The sequence below is a fragment of the Winogradskyella sp. ECml5-4 genome, from assembly GCF_036903175.1.
GTDB lineage: Bacteria > Bacteroidota > Bacteroidia > Flavobacteriales > Flavobacteriaceae > Winogradskyella > Winogradskyella damuponensis.
The window spans coordinates 214,908-231,769 of the sequence record NZ_JAYJLF010000006.1 but is presented as its reverse complement, the minus strand read 5'-3'; the positions used below and the strand labels follow the sequence as shown (position 1 = coordinate 231,769).

The 16,862-nt window shown below is 32.5% G+C and carries 16 protein-coding genes; 12 read left to right on the top strand and 4 right to left on the bottom strand.

The window, feature by feature from the left end:
• Positions 1–115: 115 nt before the first annotated feature.
• Together VDP25_RS07265 and VDP25_RS07260 are read left to right on the top strand one after the other, a co-directional pair.
• A complete protein-coding gene (locus VDP25_RS07265; RefSeq protein ID WP_334468279.1) occupies positions 116–1,477 on the top strand; it encodes a DUF1800 domain-containing protein in 1,362 nt (453 codons plus the stop codon).
• Positions 1,478–1,479: 2 nt separating this feature from the next.
• Positions 1,480–2,667, top strand: a complete 1,188-nt coding sequence (locus VDP25_RS07260) for a DUF1501 domain-containing protein (RefSeq protein ID WP_334468277.1) — start codon at positions 1,480–1,482, stop codon at positions 2,665–2,667.
• Positions 2,668–2,882: 215 nt separating this feature from the next.
• Here VDP25_RS07260 and VDP25_RS07255 read toward each other — a convergent pair whose 3' ends face one another.
• The 4 genes from VDP25_RS07255 to VDP25_RS07240 form a co-directional block, all read right to left on the bottom strand.
• Positions 2,883–4,016: an ATP-binding protein gene (locus tag VDP25_RS07255; RefSeq protein WP_215928200.1), complete on the bottom strand. Its 1,134-nt coding sequence runs from the start codon at positions 4,014–4,016 to the stop codon at positions 2,883–2,885.
• Between the two features lie 34 nt (positions 4,017–4,050).
• Complete coding sequence (locus VDP25_RS07250; protein WP_334468276.1) at positions 4,051–4,677, bottom strand: HD domain-containing protein; 627 nt, start codon at positions 4,675–4,677, stop codon at positions 4,051–4,053.
• Positions 4,674–5,426 (bottom strand): SDR family NAD(P)-dependent oxidoreductase, encoded by a 753-nt coding sequence (locus tag VDP25_RS07245; RefSeq protein ID WP_334468274.1) that lies wholly within the window; start codon positions 5,424–5,426, stop codon positions 4,674–4,676. Before VDP25_RS07245 ends, VDP25_RS07250 begins: the two co-directional genes overlap by 4 nt.
• Before the next feature lie 89 nt (positions 5,427–5,515).
• A complete protein-coding gene (locus tag VDP25_RS07240) occupies positions 5,516–6,379 on the bottom strand; it encodes an aldo/keto reductase (RefSeq protein WP_334468272.1) in 864 nt (287 codons plus the stop codon).
• 104 nt (positions 6,380–6,483) lie between these two features.
• On the opposite strand from VDP25_RS07240, the gene VDP25_RS07235 reads away from it, so the two are divergent.
• The 10 genes from VDP25_RS07235 to VDP25_RS07190 all read left to right on the top strand — a co-directional run bounded on the left by VDP25_RS07235 (position 6,484) and on the right by VDP25_RS07190 (position 16,837).
• The gene (locus VDP25_RS07235) at positions 6,484–7,041 is read left to right on the top strand and encodes a DUF4382 domain-containing protein (RefSeq protein WP_334468270.1); all 558 of its coding nucleotides are present in this window, start codon (positions 6,484–6,486) and stop codon (positions 7,039–7,041) included.
• Positions 7,042–7,236: 195 nt separating this feature from the next.
• Positions 7,237–8,238 (top strand): AAA family ATPase, encoded by a 1,002-nt coding sequence (locus VDP25_RS07230; protein ID WP_215928189.1) that lies wholly within the window; start codon positions 7,237–7,239, stop codon positions 8,236–8,238.
• Between the two features lie 98 nt (positions 8,239–8,336).
• Entirely contained in the window at positions 8,337–9,203 is an 867-nt protein-coding gene (locus VDP25_RS07225) for a DUF58 domain-containing protein (RefSeq protein WP_215928187.1), read from the top strand.
• Between the two features lie 113 nt (positions 9,204–9,316).
• On the top strand, positions 9,317–10,945 hold the full coding sequence (locus VDP25_RS07220; protein ID WP_443089853.1) for a hypothetical protein: 1,629 nt from the start codon (positions 9,317–9,319) through the stop codon (positions 10,943–10,945).
• A 2-nt stretch (positions 10,946–10,947) separates the two neighbouring features.
• A complete protein-coding gene (locus VDP25_RS07215) occupies positions 10,948–11,952 on the top strand; it encodes a vWA domain-containing protein (protein ID WP_334468403.1) in 1,005 nt (334 codons plus the stop codon).
• Positions 11,945–12,985, top strand: a complete 1,041-nt coding sequence (locus VDP25_RS07210; protein WP_215928185.1) for a VWA domain-containing protein — start codon at positions 11,945–11,947, stop codon at positions 12,983–12,985. The genes VDP25_RS07215 and VDP25_RS07210 overlap by 8 nt, the downstream gene beginning before the upstream one ends.
• Positions 12,986–13,068: 83 nt before the next feature.
• Positions 13,069–13,893, top strand: a complete 825-nt coding sequence (locus VDP25_RS07205; protein ID WP_334468263.1) for an aerotolerance regulator BatC — start codon at positions 13,069–13,071, stop codon at positions 13,891–13,893.
• Between the two features lie 72 nt (positions 13,894–13,965).
• Positions 13,966–15,735 (top strand): BatD family protein, encoded by a 1,770-nt coding sequence (locus tag VDP25_RS07200; protein WP_334468261.1) that lies wholly within the window; start codon positions 13,966–13,968, stop codon positions 15,733–15,735.
• Position 15,736: 1 nt separating this feature from the next.
• A complete protein-coding gene (locus tag VDP25_RS07195) occupies positions 15,737–16,495 on the top strand; it encodes a tetratricopeptide repeat protein (protein ID WP_215928175.1) in 759 nt (252 codons plus the stop codon).
• Between the two features lie 48 nt (positions 16,496–16,543).
• Positions 16,544–16,837 carry a hypothetical protein gene (locus VDP25_RS07190; protein WP_334468257.1) on the top strand — a complete coding sequence of 98 codons (294 nt, stop codon included), beginning with the start codon at positions 16,544–16,546 and terminating at the stop codon, positions 16,835–16,837.
• The last annotated feature ends 25 nt before the right edge of the window (positions 16,838–16,862 follow it).

The window sequence follows — 16,862 nt, the reverse complement described above, 5'->3', positions numbered from 1 at the left end:
AATTAAATTTATAATTGTTAAAAGAGAGCCGTATCGTGAGATATGGCTTTTTTTTATTTAAAATAACAATCAATTTTAGTTTTAAACGTTTTATAATTATAAGAGTCTAAGTAATATGGCACTAAAAGAATTACAGCATTTATATTGGCGAGCAGGCTTTGGAATTCATCCTGAAACCATGCATGCTTTGCCTAAAAGAAGAAACGATGTCGTAGAGCAACTTTTTACCGACTCCAAATCATCAACACCACTACAATTAGATTTATCTTTTATGGAAGGTGTGACGATAAAAAAAATAAAAGACAATCCTGAATTTGCTAAAGATATAAGAGACAAAAGCAGAAAAAAACTTAGAGATCTTAATTACGCTTGGATACATCAATTAGCACAACCTAAAGAACTTTTAAGAGAGAAAATGACTTTGTTTTGGGCGAATCATTTTGTATGTAAGTCTAATAATGTGGTTTATGCTCAGCAGTTTAATAATACATTAAGAGTGCACGCTCTCGGTGATTTTAAAGCGTTTGTGAAAGCCATTTCAAAAGAGGCAGCCATGCTTAAATACTTAAATGGTAATCAAAATAGAAAAGCAAAACCAAATGAGAATTTTGCCCGCGAATTAATGGAGTTGTTTACATTAGGTGAAGGACACTATTCTGAAACAGATATTAAAGAAAGTGCTCGTGCCTTTACAGGATATAATCATGATTTTGATGGAAACTTTGTATTAGCTAAACGACGACACGATGAAGGTCTAAAAACCTTTTTTGGGAAAACGGGGAATTTTTCAGGCGACGATATTATCGATATTATTCTCGAAAATAAACAATGTGCCGTGTTTATTTCAGATAAAATCTACCGTTATTTTGTAAATCCAAAGCCGAATAAAAAGCATATCCAGGCTATGGCTGAGGTGTTTTATAAAGATTATAATATTGAAAATCTAATGCGTTTTGTGTTTCTGTCTGATTGGTTTTATGACGACGAAAACATGGGGTCAAAAATTAAATCTCCTATAGAGTATTTAGTAGGCTTAACTAATACAGTTCCTGTTACATTTGAAAAAGAAAGAGATCTTATTAAGATTCAAAAATTACTAGGACAAACCCTGTTAGATCCACCAAATGTGGCGGGTTGGAAAGGTGATAAAGCTTGGATTGATGCCAATACCATTATGGTGCGTTTAAAATTACCTTCTGTAATTTTGAATAACGCTGTAATTGCTTCAGGAGAACATGATGAATTTAAAAAGAAATTTATGAAAAAGCATAAGGGTAAATTACCGTTTAAAACCCAACCCAATTGGACTACTTTTTTAGAGAATTTTGAAGCTGTTGAAACCAAAGATCTTCAAGATTATATGTTGCAAGGCACTATTAATAAAGGGACTTCTGGCTATTTAAAAACACTAAGTAAAGTGTCTAAACAAGAGTATTGTGTTCAGCTCATGTCATTACCAGAATATCAAATGTGTTAATTATGGATAGACGAAAATTTCTTAAGAATTCCGCACTAGCGAGTAGCTTATTTTTTGTTCCTAATTTTGTAAAAGCATTCGAATCTGTAGCTTCAGAACGTTTGGGATATAAGCGTTTGGTTATTGTGCAATTGGCAGGAGGAAATGATGGGCTAAATACCATAATTCCACATAATAATGATTTGTATTATAATGCCAGGCCAAAATTAGCAATCACTAAAGATATTATAAAACTAAACGACGATTTAGGGTTTCATCCAAGTTTAAGTCCATTACGTGCATTGTTTGATAACGGTGAATTATCTATCATTAATAATGTCGGTTATCCAAATCCTGTGCGATCACATTTTAGGTCTATGGATATTTGGCAAACAGCAAGTGGCTCAGATGAATACCTGCAAAGTGGTTGGTTAGGTCGTTATTTAGATCAGCATGGAAAACAACCCTACAATGCTATAGAAATTGATGAGCAGCTTAGTTTGGCTATGAAAGGAGAACGCTTTAATGGTATTGCTACTAATGATTTTAGGGTATTGTATAATTCGGCAAAAGATCCTTATTTCAAAAATGTATTAAGTCATTATAACGATACTCATTTAAGTGAACATAACTTAGGATATTTGTATCAAACCATGATTGAAGCCAAGTCCTCTGCCAATTATATTTTTGAACATACAGATGTAAAAACATCTCAAGAAACCTACCCTCAAAATGCATTTGCAAAACAACTCAAAAATGTTGCCCAATTTATTAATTCAGATTTAGATACGAAGGTGTTTTATACGTCTCTTAGAGGATTTGATACCCATGCCAATCAAAATAATAAGCAAACAAAATTGTTGTCACAATATGCAGAAAGTGTAGCGGCATTTGTAAGCGATTTAAAACGAAATGATACGTTTAAAGATACGCTGATTTTAACCTTTTCTGAGTTTGGAAGACGTGTCAAACAAAATGCAGCTAATGGTACTGATCATGGAGCTGCTAATAATGTATTTGTAATTGGTAAGGGTTTAAAGCAAGCTGGGTTTTATAATGATTTGGCGAGTTTAAATGATTTGGATACTAATGGCGATTTAAAATACAATGTAGATTTTAGATCCGTTTACGCTACAATACTTTCGAAGTGGATGGATGTTTCTGTAGAAGGAATTATTCCAAGTCAACAAAAACAATTGAACTTTATTTAAGCGCATAAAAAAAACCTTGTTTCAATTAGAGCTTTTGGCTTTATAGAAACAAGGTTTAGTAATTGATTAATAGCAATACAAAGATGTGTAATATATTGAATGGTTAGCAAATTTTTTGATGAATGGTTAAAAAAAATGTATAATCTGTCGTGTTTATAATCTTATTCCGACAAGACGCAAAAAACAAGGATGAAAAATCCATTATTTCCGATGAATTAGCTATATCTTACTTTTCTTAAAATACGCATGGTATCTTTGTAAGAACTATAGAGTTTTGAATTATAGTTCTTTATGTGTGGCTTTATAATTTCTAATTTTGATAAGGCATTTTCAAATCCATTGAGGTAACAGATGAGATAGCTTGCCGCTAAATTTTTTAAATCTTCGGTTTCATTTTGAGACAATTCTTGTTTTTTTTCAAGCTTTTCTAAAATGGCATTATTAGCATTATAAATATGGTGCAAAACTTTTTTGTCAAATTGAGGTGGTTCAAAAATAAGATTTGCATCAATGGAATAATTAGCATTGTCATTAAACTGAATTGTTTTTTCTTCAAGCTTATAGTATTTATAAGATTTGTTTAAGCCTAATCTTACATATTCAACTATTTTAAACGAGTTTTCAGAATAAGAAATGGATACTTCGTCTAAAGTAGAATAAAACAAACGCACTTGTTCGTTTATCATTTCAATATCAACTCTAGAATAGAAGATTTCGTTTTTTACTACTTTTTTGGCACCAGACCAGCATAATACAAAGTATTCTTTAAACACTTTGTATTGCGGATTGTAATCTTGGCGTTTGTTCATAAAATCAAAAACACCTTCTAGGGTTAATTCAATATTATTTTGTGCATGGTTTTCTATGGCAGCCACAATTTTAGAATTAACATCTTTAATTTCTATATCAAAAACTTTAGGCATACTTATGCTTCCGTCTCTAAAAAACACAGAGCCACCATAATATTTCCAAATATTTTTTTTTAGTGAGGTGATCGAGTCAATGGGTCTAATAGTAACTAAGCCAATTACTTTGTCGTCTGGTAGATGTGGAAACGGAATGTTTTCATATTGTACAATGGGTGGATTTGTGAGATAGGCATTAATGAGATTCTGAATTTTACTATCATCAAAAAAATCGACACCTACAATTTTGTTGTCTTCGTCTTTAACGCCAATTACTATATAAGAGTTGTTTTTTGGATTGCTATTAGACAGTGCACAAACATGTTTTAAAAATTTAGCCTTTCCTTCTTTATGACCAATATTGATTTTAAGCTTTTTGTCATAGAAACTGTTCTCGTCATTATGAGCAAGTAAATTTTTTATGAGAAGACGTTTATTAATCATGATTACTTAAAACGAATTTTGAAAATTTTATGAGTTAAAGCATTTTTATTTCTTTTTTTAAATTCTCTCGAGCTTGGTTTTCAAATTTAGTTTTGAATTCTTCTGTAAAGAATAGTGAGTCTCTTTCGAGAAAGTGTTTGAGTACTTTTTTTCTACCAGGCTTGTATAGCATGTTTGGATAGATTTTGTATTCCTTTCTAATATTTTGAATGTATATTTTATAAGTTTCCCAATTAGTCCCTAAGATTGATAAATCTAAATCCAAAAGATAAGCATTATCGTTACTTTTAGCTAGTAGTAATTCGTGATTTTTAGTTGAAATAATAAAGTTTCTAACTTTTTCTACTTTAAAAACGTCATAATTTAGAGCTTTTAAAGCTTTTTCAGCAAAAAGAGCGCTTTGTTCTTCGTTGTCTTTGTTGGTAGATTTGTATACAATATCGTGATACCAAATAGCAAATTTAAGACTGTCTAAATCGTTAATTGCTGTTGCAATATCTTCTAATTGAAGAAACATATTGTGGAGGTGCGCAAGATTGTGGTAATATCTGTTTTTGGAAGTGTATTGCAATTTAATAGTTTGCCAAAGAGCATTTGTTATGCTGTCATTAGCATAGTCTGAAGATAAATTTTGCCAGTTATCTTCTAGCCACTTTATCATAATTCCTTTTTCACAATAGTAGAACTCGCTTGCGCAGTGCAAAACATTAGGACGTCTGCAATATTTACATGAGCAGGTCTAGAAACGGCGAAATAAATGACATCAGCAACATCTTCTGGCTGTAGAGCTTTATAGCCTTTATAGACATTATCTGCTGCTGCACCACCTTTAAAGCGAACTTTAGAAAATTCTGTTTCCACCAAACCAGGATTAATGGCTCCAACTTTAATTCCGAAAGGATTTAAATCAATTCTCATACCTTCTGTGATGGCTAATACAGCATGTTTGCTACCACAATATACATTTCCGTTTGGATAAACTTCTTTGCCAGCAGAAGAGCCTATATTAATAATATGTCCAGATTTACGTTCGGTCATTCCGGGAATGATTGCTTTACTCACATAGAGCAGTCCTTTTACATTAATATCCATCATAGCATCCCAATCGTCTATATTTCCTGTCTGAATGGGGTCTAATCCATGGGCATTTCCTGCATTATTAATAAGAATATCTATGTTTTGAAATGCTTTAGGTAAGGATGCAATGGCTTCAAATGTTTGTGTTTTATCACGTACATCAAAGTTTAATGTGTGTACAATAGTTTGTTTAGATAAGGCTTTTTGTACACTGTCTAAGCGATCTTGTCTACGGCCACAAAGCACTAAATTAATGCCGTGTTTAGCAAATTCGTGCGCTGTTGCTCTGCCAATTCCGCTTGTTGCTCCTGTTATTAATGCTGTTTTTTTCATAGTCCGTTATTCCTGCAAAAGCAGCAATATTTATTAGTTATAGTGTCATCGTTTTGAGTTGGCTACTGTCTATTACGACTGAGAACTAATTAGGGAACTTTATGTCCTTGAGCAGCCACTAATATTAAAAACCAATCTTCTAATTCTAATTCGATTTTAGTAGCTTCAACAGCTAATTTTATACGCTCTTTAGTGGTAGTCCCAATAACTGGATGAATTCCTAAAGGGTGTCTCATTAGCCAAGCCAATAATAATTGGTCTTCTGTTGCATTGTATTTGTCTAATAATGCGCCTAATTGTTTATGGATGCGTCTGGTTTGTTCATTATCTTCTTTAAACACAGCGCCTAAAGGAGACCATGCCATTGGTTTTATGCCATTAGTCATCATAAAATCTAAAGTTCCGTCATGCATTGCTGTGTGTTCAGTTAGCGAGAATTCAATTTGATTGACGTCTATATCCATACGTAAACCAATCAAGTCCATTTGAGATGGAGTAAAATTAGACACGCCAAAGTCTCTAATTTTTCCGTCTTTTTTTAATAGGCTAATTGCTTCTGCTATTTCTTCAGCAACCATTAAAGGACTAGGTCTGTGTAAAAGTAATAGATCTAAATAGTCAGTCTTAAGATGTTTAAGGGACTCTTCAACCGAGGAAATAATATATTTTTTGCTGTAGTTGTAGTGTTTAACCTTATTGTTTCGGTTGTCACTCATATATTGAATGCCGCATTTAGAAATCAGCTGAATAGCTTCACGTTGTAATCCAGAATCGGCAAAAGCCTTTCCAAAATCTGCTTCAGTAGTGTAAGCGCCATAAATATCGGCATGGTCAAAGGTTGTAATATGGTTAGAAACACAGAAATTCATTAAGACTGCCATTTCTTTTTTAGAGAGTTGTTTTCCCCAACTTCCCCATGTCATGGTTCCTGCAATTAATCGAGAATATGTCACTTAGTTTTCAGTTTATAGTGGTTTTTGTGTAATTGGTGTATAAAAATACTGAAAACATAAAGAATACGATATTATTGAAGTGTAATTATTCAATATCCCAAATTATGAAGTATTCACAATCTATTAAATTAATCGTTTTATCACTTGTTATCTTAGTTAATTTTACAAGTTGTACTAAAGATGATATGGGTATAGATGGACAAAAGGCAGCAATTACAGTAAGTCTTATAAGTAATTCTAATGCGCAAAATAATGTTTTTCTTGAGATTGAAGATGTGCAAGTAAGGGTAAAGGAGGATGGCAGTTTGCCAAATGCTTGGATAAGTTTAAATGCAATAAACGCAGGAACACATAATGTTTCAGACTTAAAAACAGAATCTGAATTATTACTAGTAGATCATTTTGAAATTAAATCAACATTTATTCATGAAATAAGATTGGTTCTTGGTAATAATAATTTTATAAACAGCAACGAAACTTTAATAAGTTTAGACATTGCAGAAAATGCTACAGCTTCAAATTTAATAGAAAGAGAATTTGAAAAAAATCATATTTACCAAGTTGTTATAGATATAGATGTTGATAACTCTATTCAGTTCAATGAAGACGAAAACATGATGATTCTCAACCCAAAACTATATACAGAAATAAGAAAAATTTAGTATTAATTAACTCTAATCCATAATTAATTCTTAAAATGAGTAGTACTTCGGTATTACTCATTTTTTTTAACCAATTGTTAACAGCATCTAACGAAAAATTTTAACACTTTGCATCCTCTAAAATATTAAGAAACCATTTTTCTGTGTAATTTTAAAAATGGCATAAAAATAGTTTTGTTCTTAAACCCTTAAATAATGGAAGAAACGAGTACAGTTGATATTAAATCAATTAACGAAAAGATAGAAAGAGAAAGTGCATTTGTAGACTTGTTAACCTTAGAAATGAATAAGGTTATAGTTGGGCAAAAACACATGGTAGAACGTTTGCTCATCGGTTTATTAGGTCAGGGTCATATACTATTAGAAGGTGTTCCTGGTTTGGCAAAAACATTAGCCATTAATACCTTGTCAAAAGCAATTGATGCTAGTTTTAGTAGAATTCAGTTTACACCAGATTTATTACCTGCAGATGTGGTTGGTACGTTAATCTTTAACATGAAGGAAAATGACTTCACCATTAAAAAAGGACCAATCTTCGCTAATTTTGTTTTAGCAGATGAAATTAACAGAGCACCTGCAAAAGTGCAATCTGCTTTGTTAGAAGCCATGCAGGAAAAACAAGTTACTATTGGAGACGAAACGTTTGTTTTAGACAAACCATTTTTAGTAATGGCAACCATGAACCCTGTTGAGCAAGAAGGAACTTACGCCTTACCTGAAGCGCAAGTGGATCGTTTTATGCTAAAAACGGTTATTGATTATCCTACAATTGAAGACGAACAGCAAATTGTAAGAGCCAACTTAAAAGGTGCTTACGAAAAAGTAAATCCTGTGGTTTCTATAGCTCAAATTCTAAGTGCACAAAAAGCGGTTAGAGAAGTTTATATGGATGAGAAAATTGAAAAATACATTCTCGATATCATCTTTGCTACACGTTATCCTGAAAAATATAGATTAGCCGATTTAAAACCATTAATTTCTTTTGGAGCTTCGCCTCGTGGAAGTATTAATTTAGCTACTGCAGCCAAATGTTATGCTTTTATAAAGCGAAGAGGTTACGTAATACCAGAAGATGTGCGTGCTGTTGTTCATGATATTTTACGTCATAGAATTGGAATTACTTACGAAGCTGAAGCCGAAAATGTCACTTCTGAGGACATTATTAATAAGATTGTAAATGAGATTGAGGTGCCATAAATAGTAGACACCAAACCAGTATTTAGTTAGGAATAACTCATCTAAATTCTGATTTGAAATAACTACTAACTGAAGACTGCATATTGCAAACTGACAAAATGGATACTAAGGAATTACTCAAAAAAGTACGAAAAATAGAGATTAAGACACGTCGTTTGTCTGATCATATATTTGGAGGCGAATATCACTCGACTTTCAAAGGTCGTGGTATGACGTTTTCTGAAGTGCGCCAATACCAATTTGGAGACGATGTTAGAAATATAGATTGGAATGTTACGGCAAGAACCAATCAGCCACATATCAAGGTTTTTGAAGAAGAGCGGGAGTTAACTATGATGCTTATGGCAGATGTTTCTGGTAGTGCGCTTTTTGGGACCAAAAATCAGTTTAAAGATGAAATTGTTACGGAAATTGCAGCGACACTAGCATTTTCAGCTACTCAGAATAATGATAAAATTGGTTTAATTTTATTTTCAGGTGATATTGAACTTTATATTCCACCAAAAAAAGGACGTTCTCACGTGCTTAGAATTATTCGCGAATTATTAGAATTTCAACCCAAAAGCAAACAAACAAACGTTGCAGAAGCTTTTAAGTTTTTGTCTAACGTTATGAAGAAAAAAGCGATTGTTTTTGTACTGTCTGATTTTATTGCAGATGATTATAAGCAAACCTTAAAAATAGCAGCAGGCAGACACGATATTACTGGCATTAGAGTTTACGATAGGCACGAAGAAGAAATTCCTAATATAGGAATGGTGCAAATGGAAGATGAAGAAACTGGTGAATTAATGTTGGTCAATACCGCTTCAAAAAAAGTAAGACTTAATTATGGTGAGTTCTATAACGAAAAAGTAAACTATTTTAAAGATGCGTTTGCAAAATCTGGAGCAGGTGTTATTGATTGTCGAGTTGATGAAAGCTACGTTAAGAAATTATTAGGTTATTTCAAACGAAGAGGATAATGAGTGTAAGGCTTAAGAAGTTGGAAGTTATATTAAACATGAAAAACAGAAATAAAATAATAGTAGATTTAGGTAACAAGACCACAAGCTTTATGTTTCAAGCGTTGTGTTTTATGTTATTTTTTCTATGTTCTTTTTTCTCTTCAGCACAAGTTACTTCTGAAATTGACACTACAAAAATCAGAATAGGAGAACAAATTAATTATAAAATTAAGGTTGAGGCAGATTCATTAGCACTGGTTGTGTTTCCTGAAGGACAAACATTTATGCCTTTAGAAAATGTTGAAGCCTTAAAAATAGATACAATTAAAAGAGACGCTAAGTTTTTACTGTCTAGAATTTATAAGCTTACACAGTTTGATTCTGGAGTTTATACCATTCCTAGACAAAAAATAATTATTGATGAAAAACCGTTCTTTACAGATTCTTTAAAGATAGATGTTAATACTATAGAGGTAGATACCACTAAGCAAAAACTCTACGATATAAAACCAATTATAGAAGTTGAGGAAAGCGGAAGTAATCGTTGGCAATTAATCTTAGGAATATTGGTGGCAATTGCTCTAATTGCATTTTTGTTATATTGGTTTATTTGGAGAAAAAAGCCATTAACCGAAGCAGAAGAAATAGCCTTATTACCACCTTACGATCGTGCAAAATTGGCATTGTCTAAACTCGATGAAAGCCAATATTTAATGCGTTCTGAAGTCAAAGAATATTATTCAGAATTAACTTTTATCATTAGAAAATATTTAGATGAAAAAGTTTATGATAGAGCTTTGGAGAGTACAACGGCAGAGCTTATTAATAGATTAAACTTATTGAAAGATGGAAACCAAATTCCTCTTTCAAAAGAAACTATTTTACATATAGAGTCCATTTTAAAACGTGCCGATTTAGTGAAATTTGCAAAATCTGCACCAGATACAGCACTTGCCGAAATGGATAAAATAACCATAGACAAGGCTATAGATCATGTAAAAGAAAGTTTACCAGAACCTTCGGAAGAAGAAAAACTATTAGATCAGAAATATAAAGAAGCACAGGAGCGTAAAAAGAAACGCCGAAAAATCTGGATAACCGTTGGTATTTCAGTATTCCTAATCATTGCTACTTTTATTGGTTTTGGTATAAAATATGGCTTTAGCTATGTTAAAGACACTATTATTGGCCATGAAAGCAAAGAGTTATTAGAAGGTAATTGGGTTGAGAGTGCTTATGGTTTTCCTCCTGTTTTTATAGAGACACCTAAGGTCTTAAAGCGTGTAGATTCACCTATTCCAGATGAGGCCAAGGATAAGTTAACAATGACCACTTTTGTTTATGGAACAATGTTAGATGTGTTTAGTGTTGCTGTAAATACAACAACACTTAAAGTGCCAAAACAAACACCACAAACAAAAGATACAGAAAACCCAACATTTGATTTGTTAAAAGTTGCAGAGCAAAGCATTAAAGGTTTTGAAGCCAAAGGAGCAACTAATATTACAGTTAAGCAAGATCAATATGTAACACCTAACGGAGCAGAAGGGTTAAAAACATTTGGTACAATGAGTATCAATGTTCTTAATACTAACAATATTGTAGAAGCAGAATATATGTTATTGTGCTTTTCAAATGAAAACGTATTGCAACAAATTATTATTACTTGGCCAAAAGAAGATGTTTATGCAGATGAAATGGCTGAGCGTATTATTGATTCCATAGAACTTAAAGCGGAAGAGACAGAAGAAGAGAAATAATGATGTTTGATAATATAGAATTTTTAAATAAAGAATTATTCTGGCTGTTATTGCTTTTGCCAATAGCTGTAGTTTGGTATGTTTTAAAACATAGCCAACAAACGGCTGAGCTAAAAATGTCCAGTATAAAAGGATTTAAAGGATCGTCTACATTTTGGTCAAAATTTAAACACCTACTTTTTGCTTTGCGTTTAATTGCGCTTGCATTGTTAATTACAGCTTTAGCAAGACCAAGAACTGTAGATGTTTCCACAAAAACGAAGACTACTCGTGGTATAGATATCGTTATGGCAATTGATGTCTCGGCAAGTATGCTAGCAAAAGATTTACGACCTAACCGCTTAGAAGCCTTAAAAGAAGTGGCTGCAGATTTTATTGATGGACGTCCTAATGATCGAATAGGTTTAGTAGAGTACGCAGGAGAAGCTTATACAAAAACACCAATTACTAGCGATAAATCTATTGTACAACGTTCGCTTAGAGATATTAAGTACAATACTATTATAGAAGGAGGAACGGCAATTGGTATGGGATTAGGAACTTCTGTTAATCGTTTAAAGGATAGTAGGGCTAAAAGTAAAGTCATTATATTGCTTACAGATGGTGTTAATACGACTGGTGCAGTAGATCCAAAAACAGCTAGTGTTTTGGCCTTAGAATATGGTATTAAAGTTTATGCTATTGGATTAGGAACAAATGGCATGGCTTTATCGCCTGTTGCTATAAATCCAAATGGTTCGTTTAGATATGGCCGTCAACAAGTAGAAATTGACGAACCCTTACTAAAAGAAATCGCAGAAGTTACAGGAGGAAAGTACTTTAGAGCTACAAATAATAAGAAATTAGCTGAAATCTATAAGGAGATTAATAAGCTAGAAAAAACAGAAGTCGAAGAAAAGAAATATTACAATTACGAAGAAAAATATAGACCTTTAGTCTTATTTGCAGGATTATTATTATTGATAGAATTATTATTAAGAAATACAATATTTAGAAGCTTTGTTTAAACTCGATGAAAAAATATGGTTTTGGACATTACTGGTTATTCCGGTAATTATTCTGCTGTTTGTATTACTTCAAATTTGGAGGCGTTCTGCGCAGAAAAAATTTGCAGATTCTAATTTGTTAAGCCGCTTAAGTCCTAATCAATCTTTGTTTAAAAGTGTTTTAAAAGTGTTTGTACTTTGTGGTGCTTTTGCTTGTTTATCTTTAGCATTAGTTAATCCTAAAATAGGAACAAAACTAGAAACTGTGCGTAGTCAAGGTGTAGATATTGTGTTTGCAGTAGATGTGTCTAAAAGTATGCTTGCAGAAGATATTGCACCAAATCGTTTAGAAAAATCTAAGCAATTGGTCACGCAAATTATTAATAGTCTAGCAAGCGATCGTGTTGGTATTATCGCTTATGCAGGCAAAGCATTTCCGCAATTACCAATCACAACAGATTATGCTTCAGCAAAAATGTTTTTACAAAACATGAATACAGATATGTTGTCTTCACAAGGTACAGCAATCAGTGAAGCAATTCAATTGGCAAAAACATATTACGATAACGAAGAACAATCTAATCGTGTACTCATTATTATTTCAGATGGAGAAGATCACGATGGAGAAGCGTTGGACGTTGCAGAAGAAGCTAGTGAGCAAGGGATAAGAATATTAACGGTTGGTGTTGGTAACACTAAAGGAGGTCCAATTCCTATAAAACGAAATGGAGTCATTTTAAATTATAAGAAAGACAATAATGGTGAGACGGTAATTACACGCTTAAACGAAACCACCTTAAAAGATATCGCCACAGAAGCTAATGGTGTTTATATAAATGGAAGCAATACAGCCGAAGTTGTAAAAACCATTAAAGAGCAATTAGATAAAATGGATAAACAAGAGTTTGAATCTAAGCAAATTGCAGATTTTAAAGATCAATTTCAGTGGTTTTTGGCTTTCGGAATACTATTGTTATTCATTGATATCTTCTTTTTAGAACGAAAGACAGCATGGTTAAAGAAGTTGAATTTATTTAATGAAGCGTCAATCTAAAATTTTTTAGAATTATTTTAACGCTAAGTATTCAAAGGCTTTAGTAATTTAGTCATTATTAGTACAATAATTAAAACATACACATGAGATTTTATTTGGTACTTATTATACTTTTAATTGGTAGTTTTGGGTTTGCCCAAGATATTGAAGCGCAATTAAAAGCAGAAAAAGAAGCCACTAATTTGGTTTATAAAGCTAATGAGTTAGTTGGAGAAGATAATTATGTTGAAGCCGAAATGGAATATAGAAAAGCCATTTCAGAAGCGCCAAACAAAGCTGTTGGGTCGTATAATTTAGCACATACATATTTTAGAAAAGGCAGTTTTGATGAAGCTTTATTTAGAAGTCAAGAAGCAGCTAAAAACGCAATAACTAAAGACGAAAAACACAGAGCATTCCATAATATTGGTAATATTTTAATGCAGAATAAACAGTGTAAAAATGCTGTTGAAGCTTTTAAAAATGCCCTTAGAAATAACCCAAATGATGAGGAGACACGCTATAATTATGCTTTAGCAAAAGAATGTGCCGACCAACAAAATGATGGTGGAGGCGAAGATGATAAAAAAGACGAAAACAAGGAGAACGAGCAGGATAAAGAAGACGAGCAAAAGAAAGAAGACGAACAGAAAGACGAAAAAGATAAAAAGGACGAAGGAGACCAGGATAAAAAAGATGGTGACAAGGATAAGGATGATGAAGGCAAACCAAAAGATGATAAAAAGGATGATGGTAAAGGAGATAAGGATAAAAAAGATCAAAAGCCTAAACCACAACCAGGACAAATGTCTCCTCAGCAGGTGAAAAATATTTTAGATGCCATGCAAAATCAAGAACAAAAAGTTCAAGAAAAGATGAATGCCGAAAAGCAAAAGGGAGCTAAAGTTAAAACTGAAAAAGATTGGTAAAACGAATTACGATTGTTGAACTACGAATTTTTATTTAATGTAAAGAAACGTAAATCTAAAATCGTCAAAATTATGAATATCAAAAATTATATATCAATAATATTATTAATACTTGCAACAAGTATCGCTTCAGCACAAGTAAAATTTGAAGCTAAAGTTAGTAAGAAGAAATTGGGTGTTAACGAACGCTTGCGTATCGATTTTGAAATGAATAAGGATGGAGATAATTTTGTGCCACCAAGTTTTGCGGATTTCGATGTGGTTGGTGGACCTAACACATCTATGAGTAATTATTCAAGAAACGGAAAACGATCTTATTCTAAAACGTACAGTTACTTTTTAGCACCAAAAAAACGAGGAAAATTCACAATTAAACAAGCTACTATTGAAATTGATGGAGAAATCTATAAAACGTTTCCTATAACTATTAATGTAACTGCTGCAGTTGATAAACCAAACGGAAATACAACGGCATCAGATATTGCCTCAGAGAATATTCATTTAGTTGCTGAGGTTTCTAAAACGAACCCGTATTTAAATGAAGCCATTACAGTTGTTTACAAGCTATATGTTTCGTTAGAAACAGGTGTAAGTAATTGGCGTGAAAAAGACAATCCTAGATATAACGATTTTTGGAGTCAGAACATAGAAATCAAAGGACTTAATATTGAAAAAGGTGAATACAAAGGAGAAGAATATCGTTATGTAGTTCTCAAAAAAACTGTGCTTTATCCTCAAAAAACAGGAGAATTAAAGTTAGAACCTTTAGTCTTAGATATAACAGTAGAAGTACCAACAAATAGACGGGACATCTTTGGACGACCAATGATGAGTAAAGTTCCTAAAATTGTAACTGCTGGCAGTAGAACAATTAATGTAAAACCATTGCCAGAACAAGGGAAACCATCAGATTTTAAAGGAGCTGTTGGAGATTATTCATTTAAAGTATCAACTTCTAAAACACAGTTAAATGCAACAGAATCGCTTCAAGCTAAAATAGAAGTTGCAGGAAAAGGCAATTTAAATTTATTTGAATTACCAAAATTAACCGTCCCAAGTTCTTTAGAAGTTTATGAGCCAGAACACCAAGAAAATGTGCGAACCAATTTAAGCGGAATGCAAGGTCGTATTTCCGATACGTACACCATTGTGCCACAGTACAGAGGAAAATATCCTATACCAAGTATTTCATTTTCATATTTTGATCCAGATACAGAAAGTTACAAACGCATTACATCAGATGAGATTGTTATTGATGTTTTAGAAGGACCAACGGCCGCAATTAGCAACACCGAAAGTTCAACAGAAGGTATAAAACAAACGATAAATCCAAACACTAATACGTTTGCCTTTATAAAAACAACATCTGATTGGTCCAGTATAAAAACAGAACCATTTTTTAAATCTAAAGGATTTTGGTCATTGGTATTGTTACCTTTTTTAGCGATTCCTCTAGCTATTGTTGTAAGACGAAAGAAAGACGAACGCGATGCAGACGTGCAAGGTAATCGTATAAGAAAAGCAGACCGATTGGCTAAAAAATACTTAAGCGCCGCTAAAAAAACACTTGGACAAAAAGAAGCCTTTTACTTAGCCTTAGAAAAAGCACTTCATAATTATTTAAAAGCAAAATTAAATATTGAAACGAGTGATTTCAATAAAGAAAAAATTGAAAACCTATTAGCAGAGCGGCAAGTAGAAAGTGGTGTCGTTTCAGATTTTATATCCATCTTAGAAAATTGTGAGTTGGCACGTTACACACCAATTACACAGGTCACCATGCAGAATGATTATGACAAAGCAGCAAAAACCATTTCATTAATCGATAAGCAACTGAGATAATATGAGAGCTCTAATAATCTTACTTTTATGTTGTTTTAACACCATTGTTTTTTCGCAAAACGATCAAAGTTTTAGTGAAGCCAATGCCTTGTATAATAATGGTAAATATGCCGAAGCCATTGATAAGTATGAATCTATTTTAGATTCAAAACAGCATTCTGCAGCATTGTATTTTAACTTAGGAAATGCCAATTATAAACTTAATAATATTGCTCCAAGCATTTATTATTTTGAAAAAGCATTATTATTAAACCCTAATGATAAGGACATACAGAATAATTTAGCCTTTGCACAAAACATGACGATTGACGCCATTGATAACGTGCCTGTCGTAGGGTTTTCAAGAATTATAAATAATGTTGTGAATACATTTAAAACAGATACTTGGGCAAAAATTACCGTTGGTGGTGTCCTTTTATTTGTAGTTATATTTTTAGCTTATCATTTTTCTTATACGACGTCTAAAAAAAGAATTGCTTTTGTAACGAGTATTATAAGTTTAGGTATTGCTTGCTTTTCTGTAGCAATGGCTTTTCAGAAAGCAGGTTTAGATAAAAAAGACAATCCTGCCATTGTATTTGCTCAAGAAAGTAGAGTAAAAACAGATCCTAATCCCTCAAGTGAAGAAGTGTTTAGGCTACATGAAGGCACCAAAGTACAAGTGTTAGAAACGTATGAAGATTGGAAAAAAATTCAACTTTCTGATAATTCTACAGGCTGGATTCCATCAAATGACATTAAATTATTGAAGTTTTTTTAGAACTTATTTAACACTCTGTTAAAATCTAAGCTATTATATTTGCGGCTTATGTTTCAAAAATATAAATATAGATCGGCTGTATTTTTTACCATTGTATTAATGGCGCTTATTTCTGCACCCACTATAATTGTATCTTTTGACGACTCTGTTGATGTAACGTGTTTCTATAGCATTACTGAAGAGGAAGAAAATCATGGCGCAAAATTGGTTTTTGGAAGCACAAATCAAGATTCTGATAGTGTGTTTGAAGATTATACAAGCACTAATCTAGTAGGATATACATTTAAAAACTATCCTAAACCTCACCTTAACCTTATTTCTCCACCACCAGATTTTGTTTAATATTTTTTCGTTCGACATTTTTTGT

Coding starts and splice junctions, on each gene's coding strand:
- VDP25_RS07265 (WP_334468279.1), top strand. CDS start 116: ATGGCACTAAAAGAATTACAGCATTTATATTGGCGAGCAGGCTTTGGA.
- VDP25_RS07260 (WP_334468277.1), top strand. CDS start 1,480: ATGGATAGACGAAAATTTCTTAAGAATTCCGCACTAGCGAGTAGCTTA.
- VDP25_RS07255 (WP_215928200.1), bottom strand. CDS start 4,016: ATGATTAATAAACGTCTTCTCATAAAAAATTTACTTGCTCATAATGAC.
- VDP25_RS07250 (WP_334468276.1), bottom strand. CDS start 4,677: ATGATAAAGTGGCTAGAAGATAACTGGCAAAATTTATCTTCAGACTAT.
- VDP25_RS07245 (WP_334468274.1), bottom strand. CDS start 5,426: ATGAAAAAAACAGCATTAATAACAGGAGCAACAAGCGGAATTGGCAGA.
- VDP25_RS07235 (WP_334468270.1), top strand. CDS start 6,484: ATGAAGTATTCACAATCTATTAAATTAATCGTTTTATCACTTGTTATC.
- VDP25_RS07230 (WP_215928189.1), top strand. CDS start 7,237: ATGGAAGAAACGAGTACAGTTGATATTAAATCAATTAACGAAAAGATA.
- VDP25_RS07225 (WP_215928187.1), top strand. CDS start 8,337: ATGGATACTAAGGAATTACTCAAAAAAGTACGAAAAATAGAGATTAAG.
- VDP25_RS07220 (WP_443089853.1), top strand. CDS start 9,317: ATGTTATTTTTTCTATGTTCTTTTTTCTCTTCAGCACAAGTTACTTCT.
- VDP25_RS07215 (WP_334468403.1), top strand. CDS start 10,948: ATGTTTGATAATATAGAATTTTTAAATAAAGAATTATTCTGGCTGTTA.
- VDP25_RS07205 (WP_334468263.1), top strand. CDS start 13,069: ATGAGATTTTATTTGGTACTTATTATACTTTTAATTGGTAGTTTTGGG.
- VDP25_RS07200 (WP_334468261.1), top strand. CDS start 13,966: ATGAATATCAAAAATTATATATCAATAATATTATTAATACTTGCAACA.
- VDP25_RS07195 (WP_215928175.1), top strand. CDS start 15,737: ATGAGAGCTCTAATAATCTTACTTTTATGTTGTTTTAACACCATTGTT.
- VDP25_RS07190 (WP_334468257.1), top strand. CDS start 16,544: ATGTTTCAAAAATATAAATATAGATCGGCTGTATTTTTTACCATTGTA.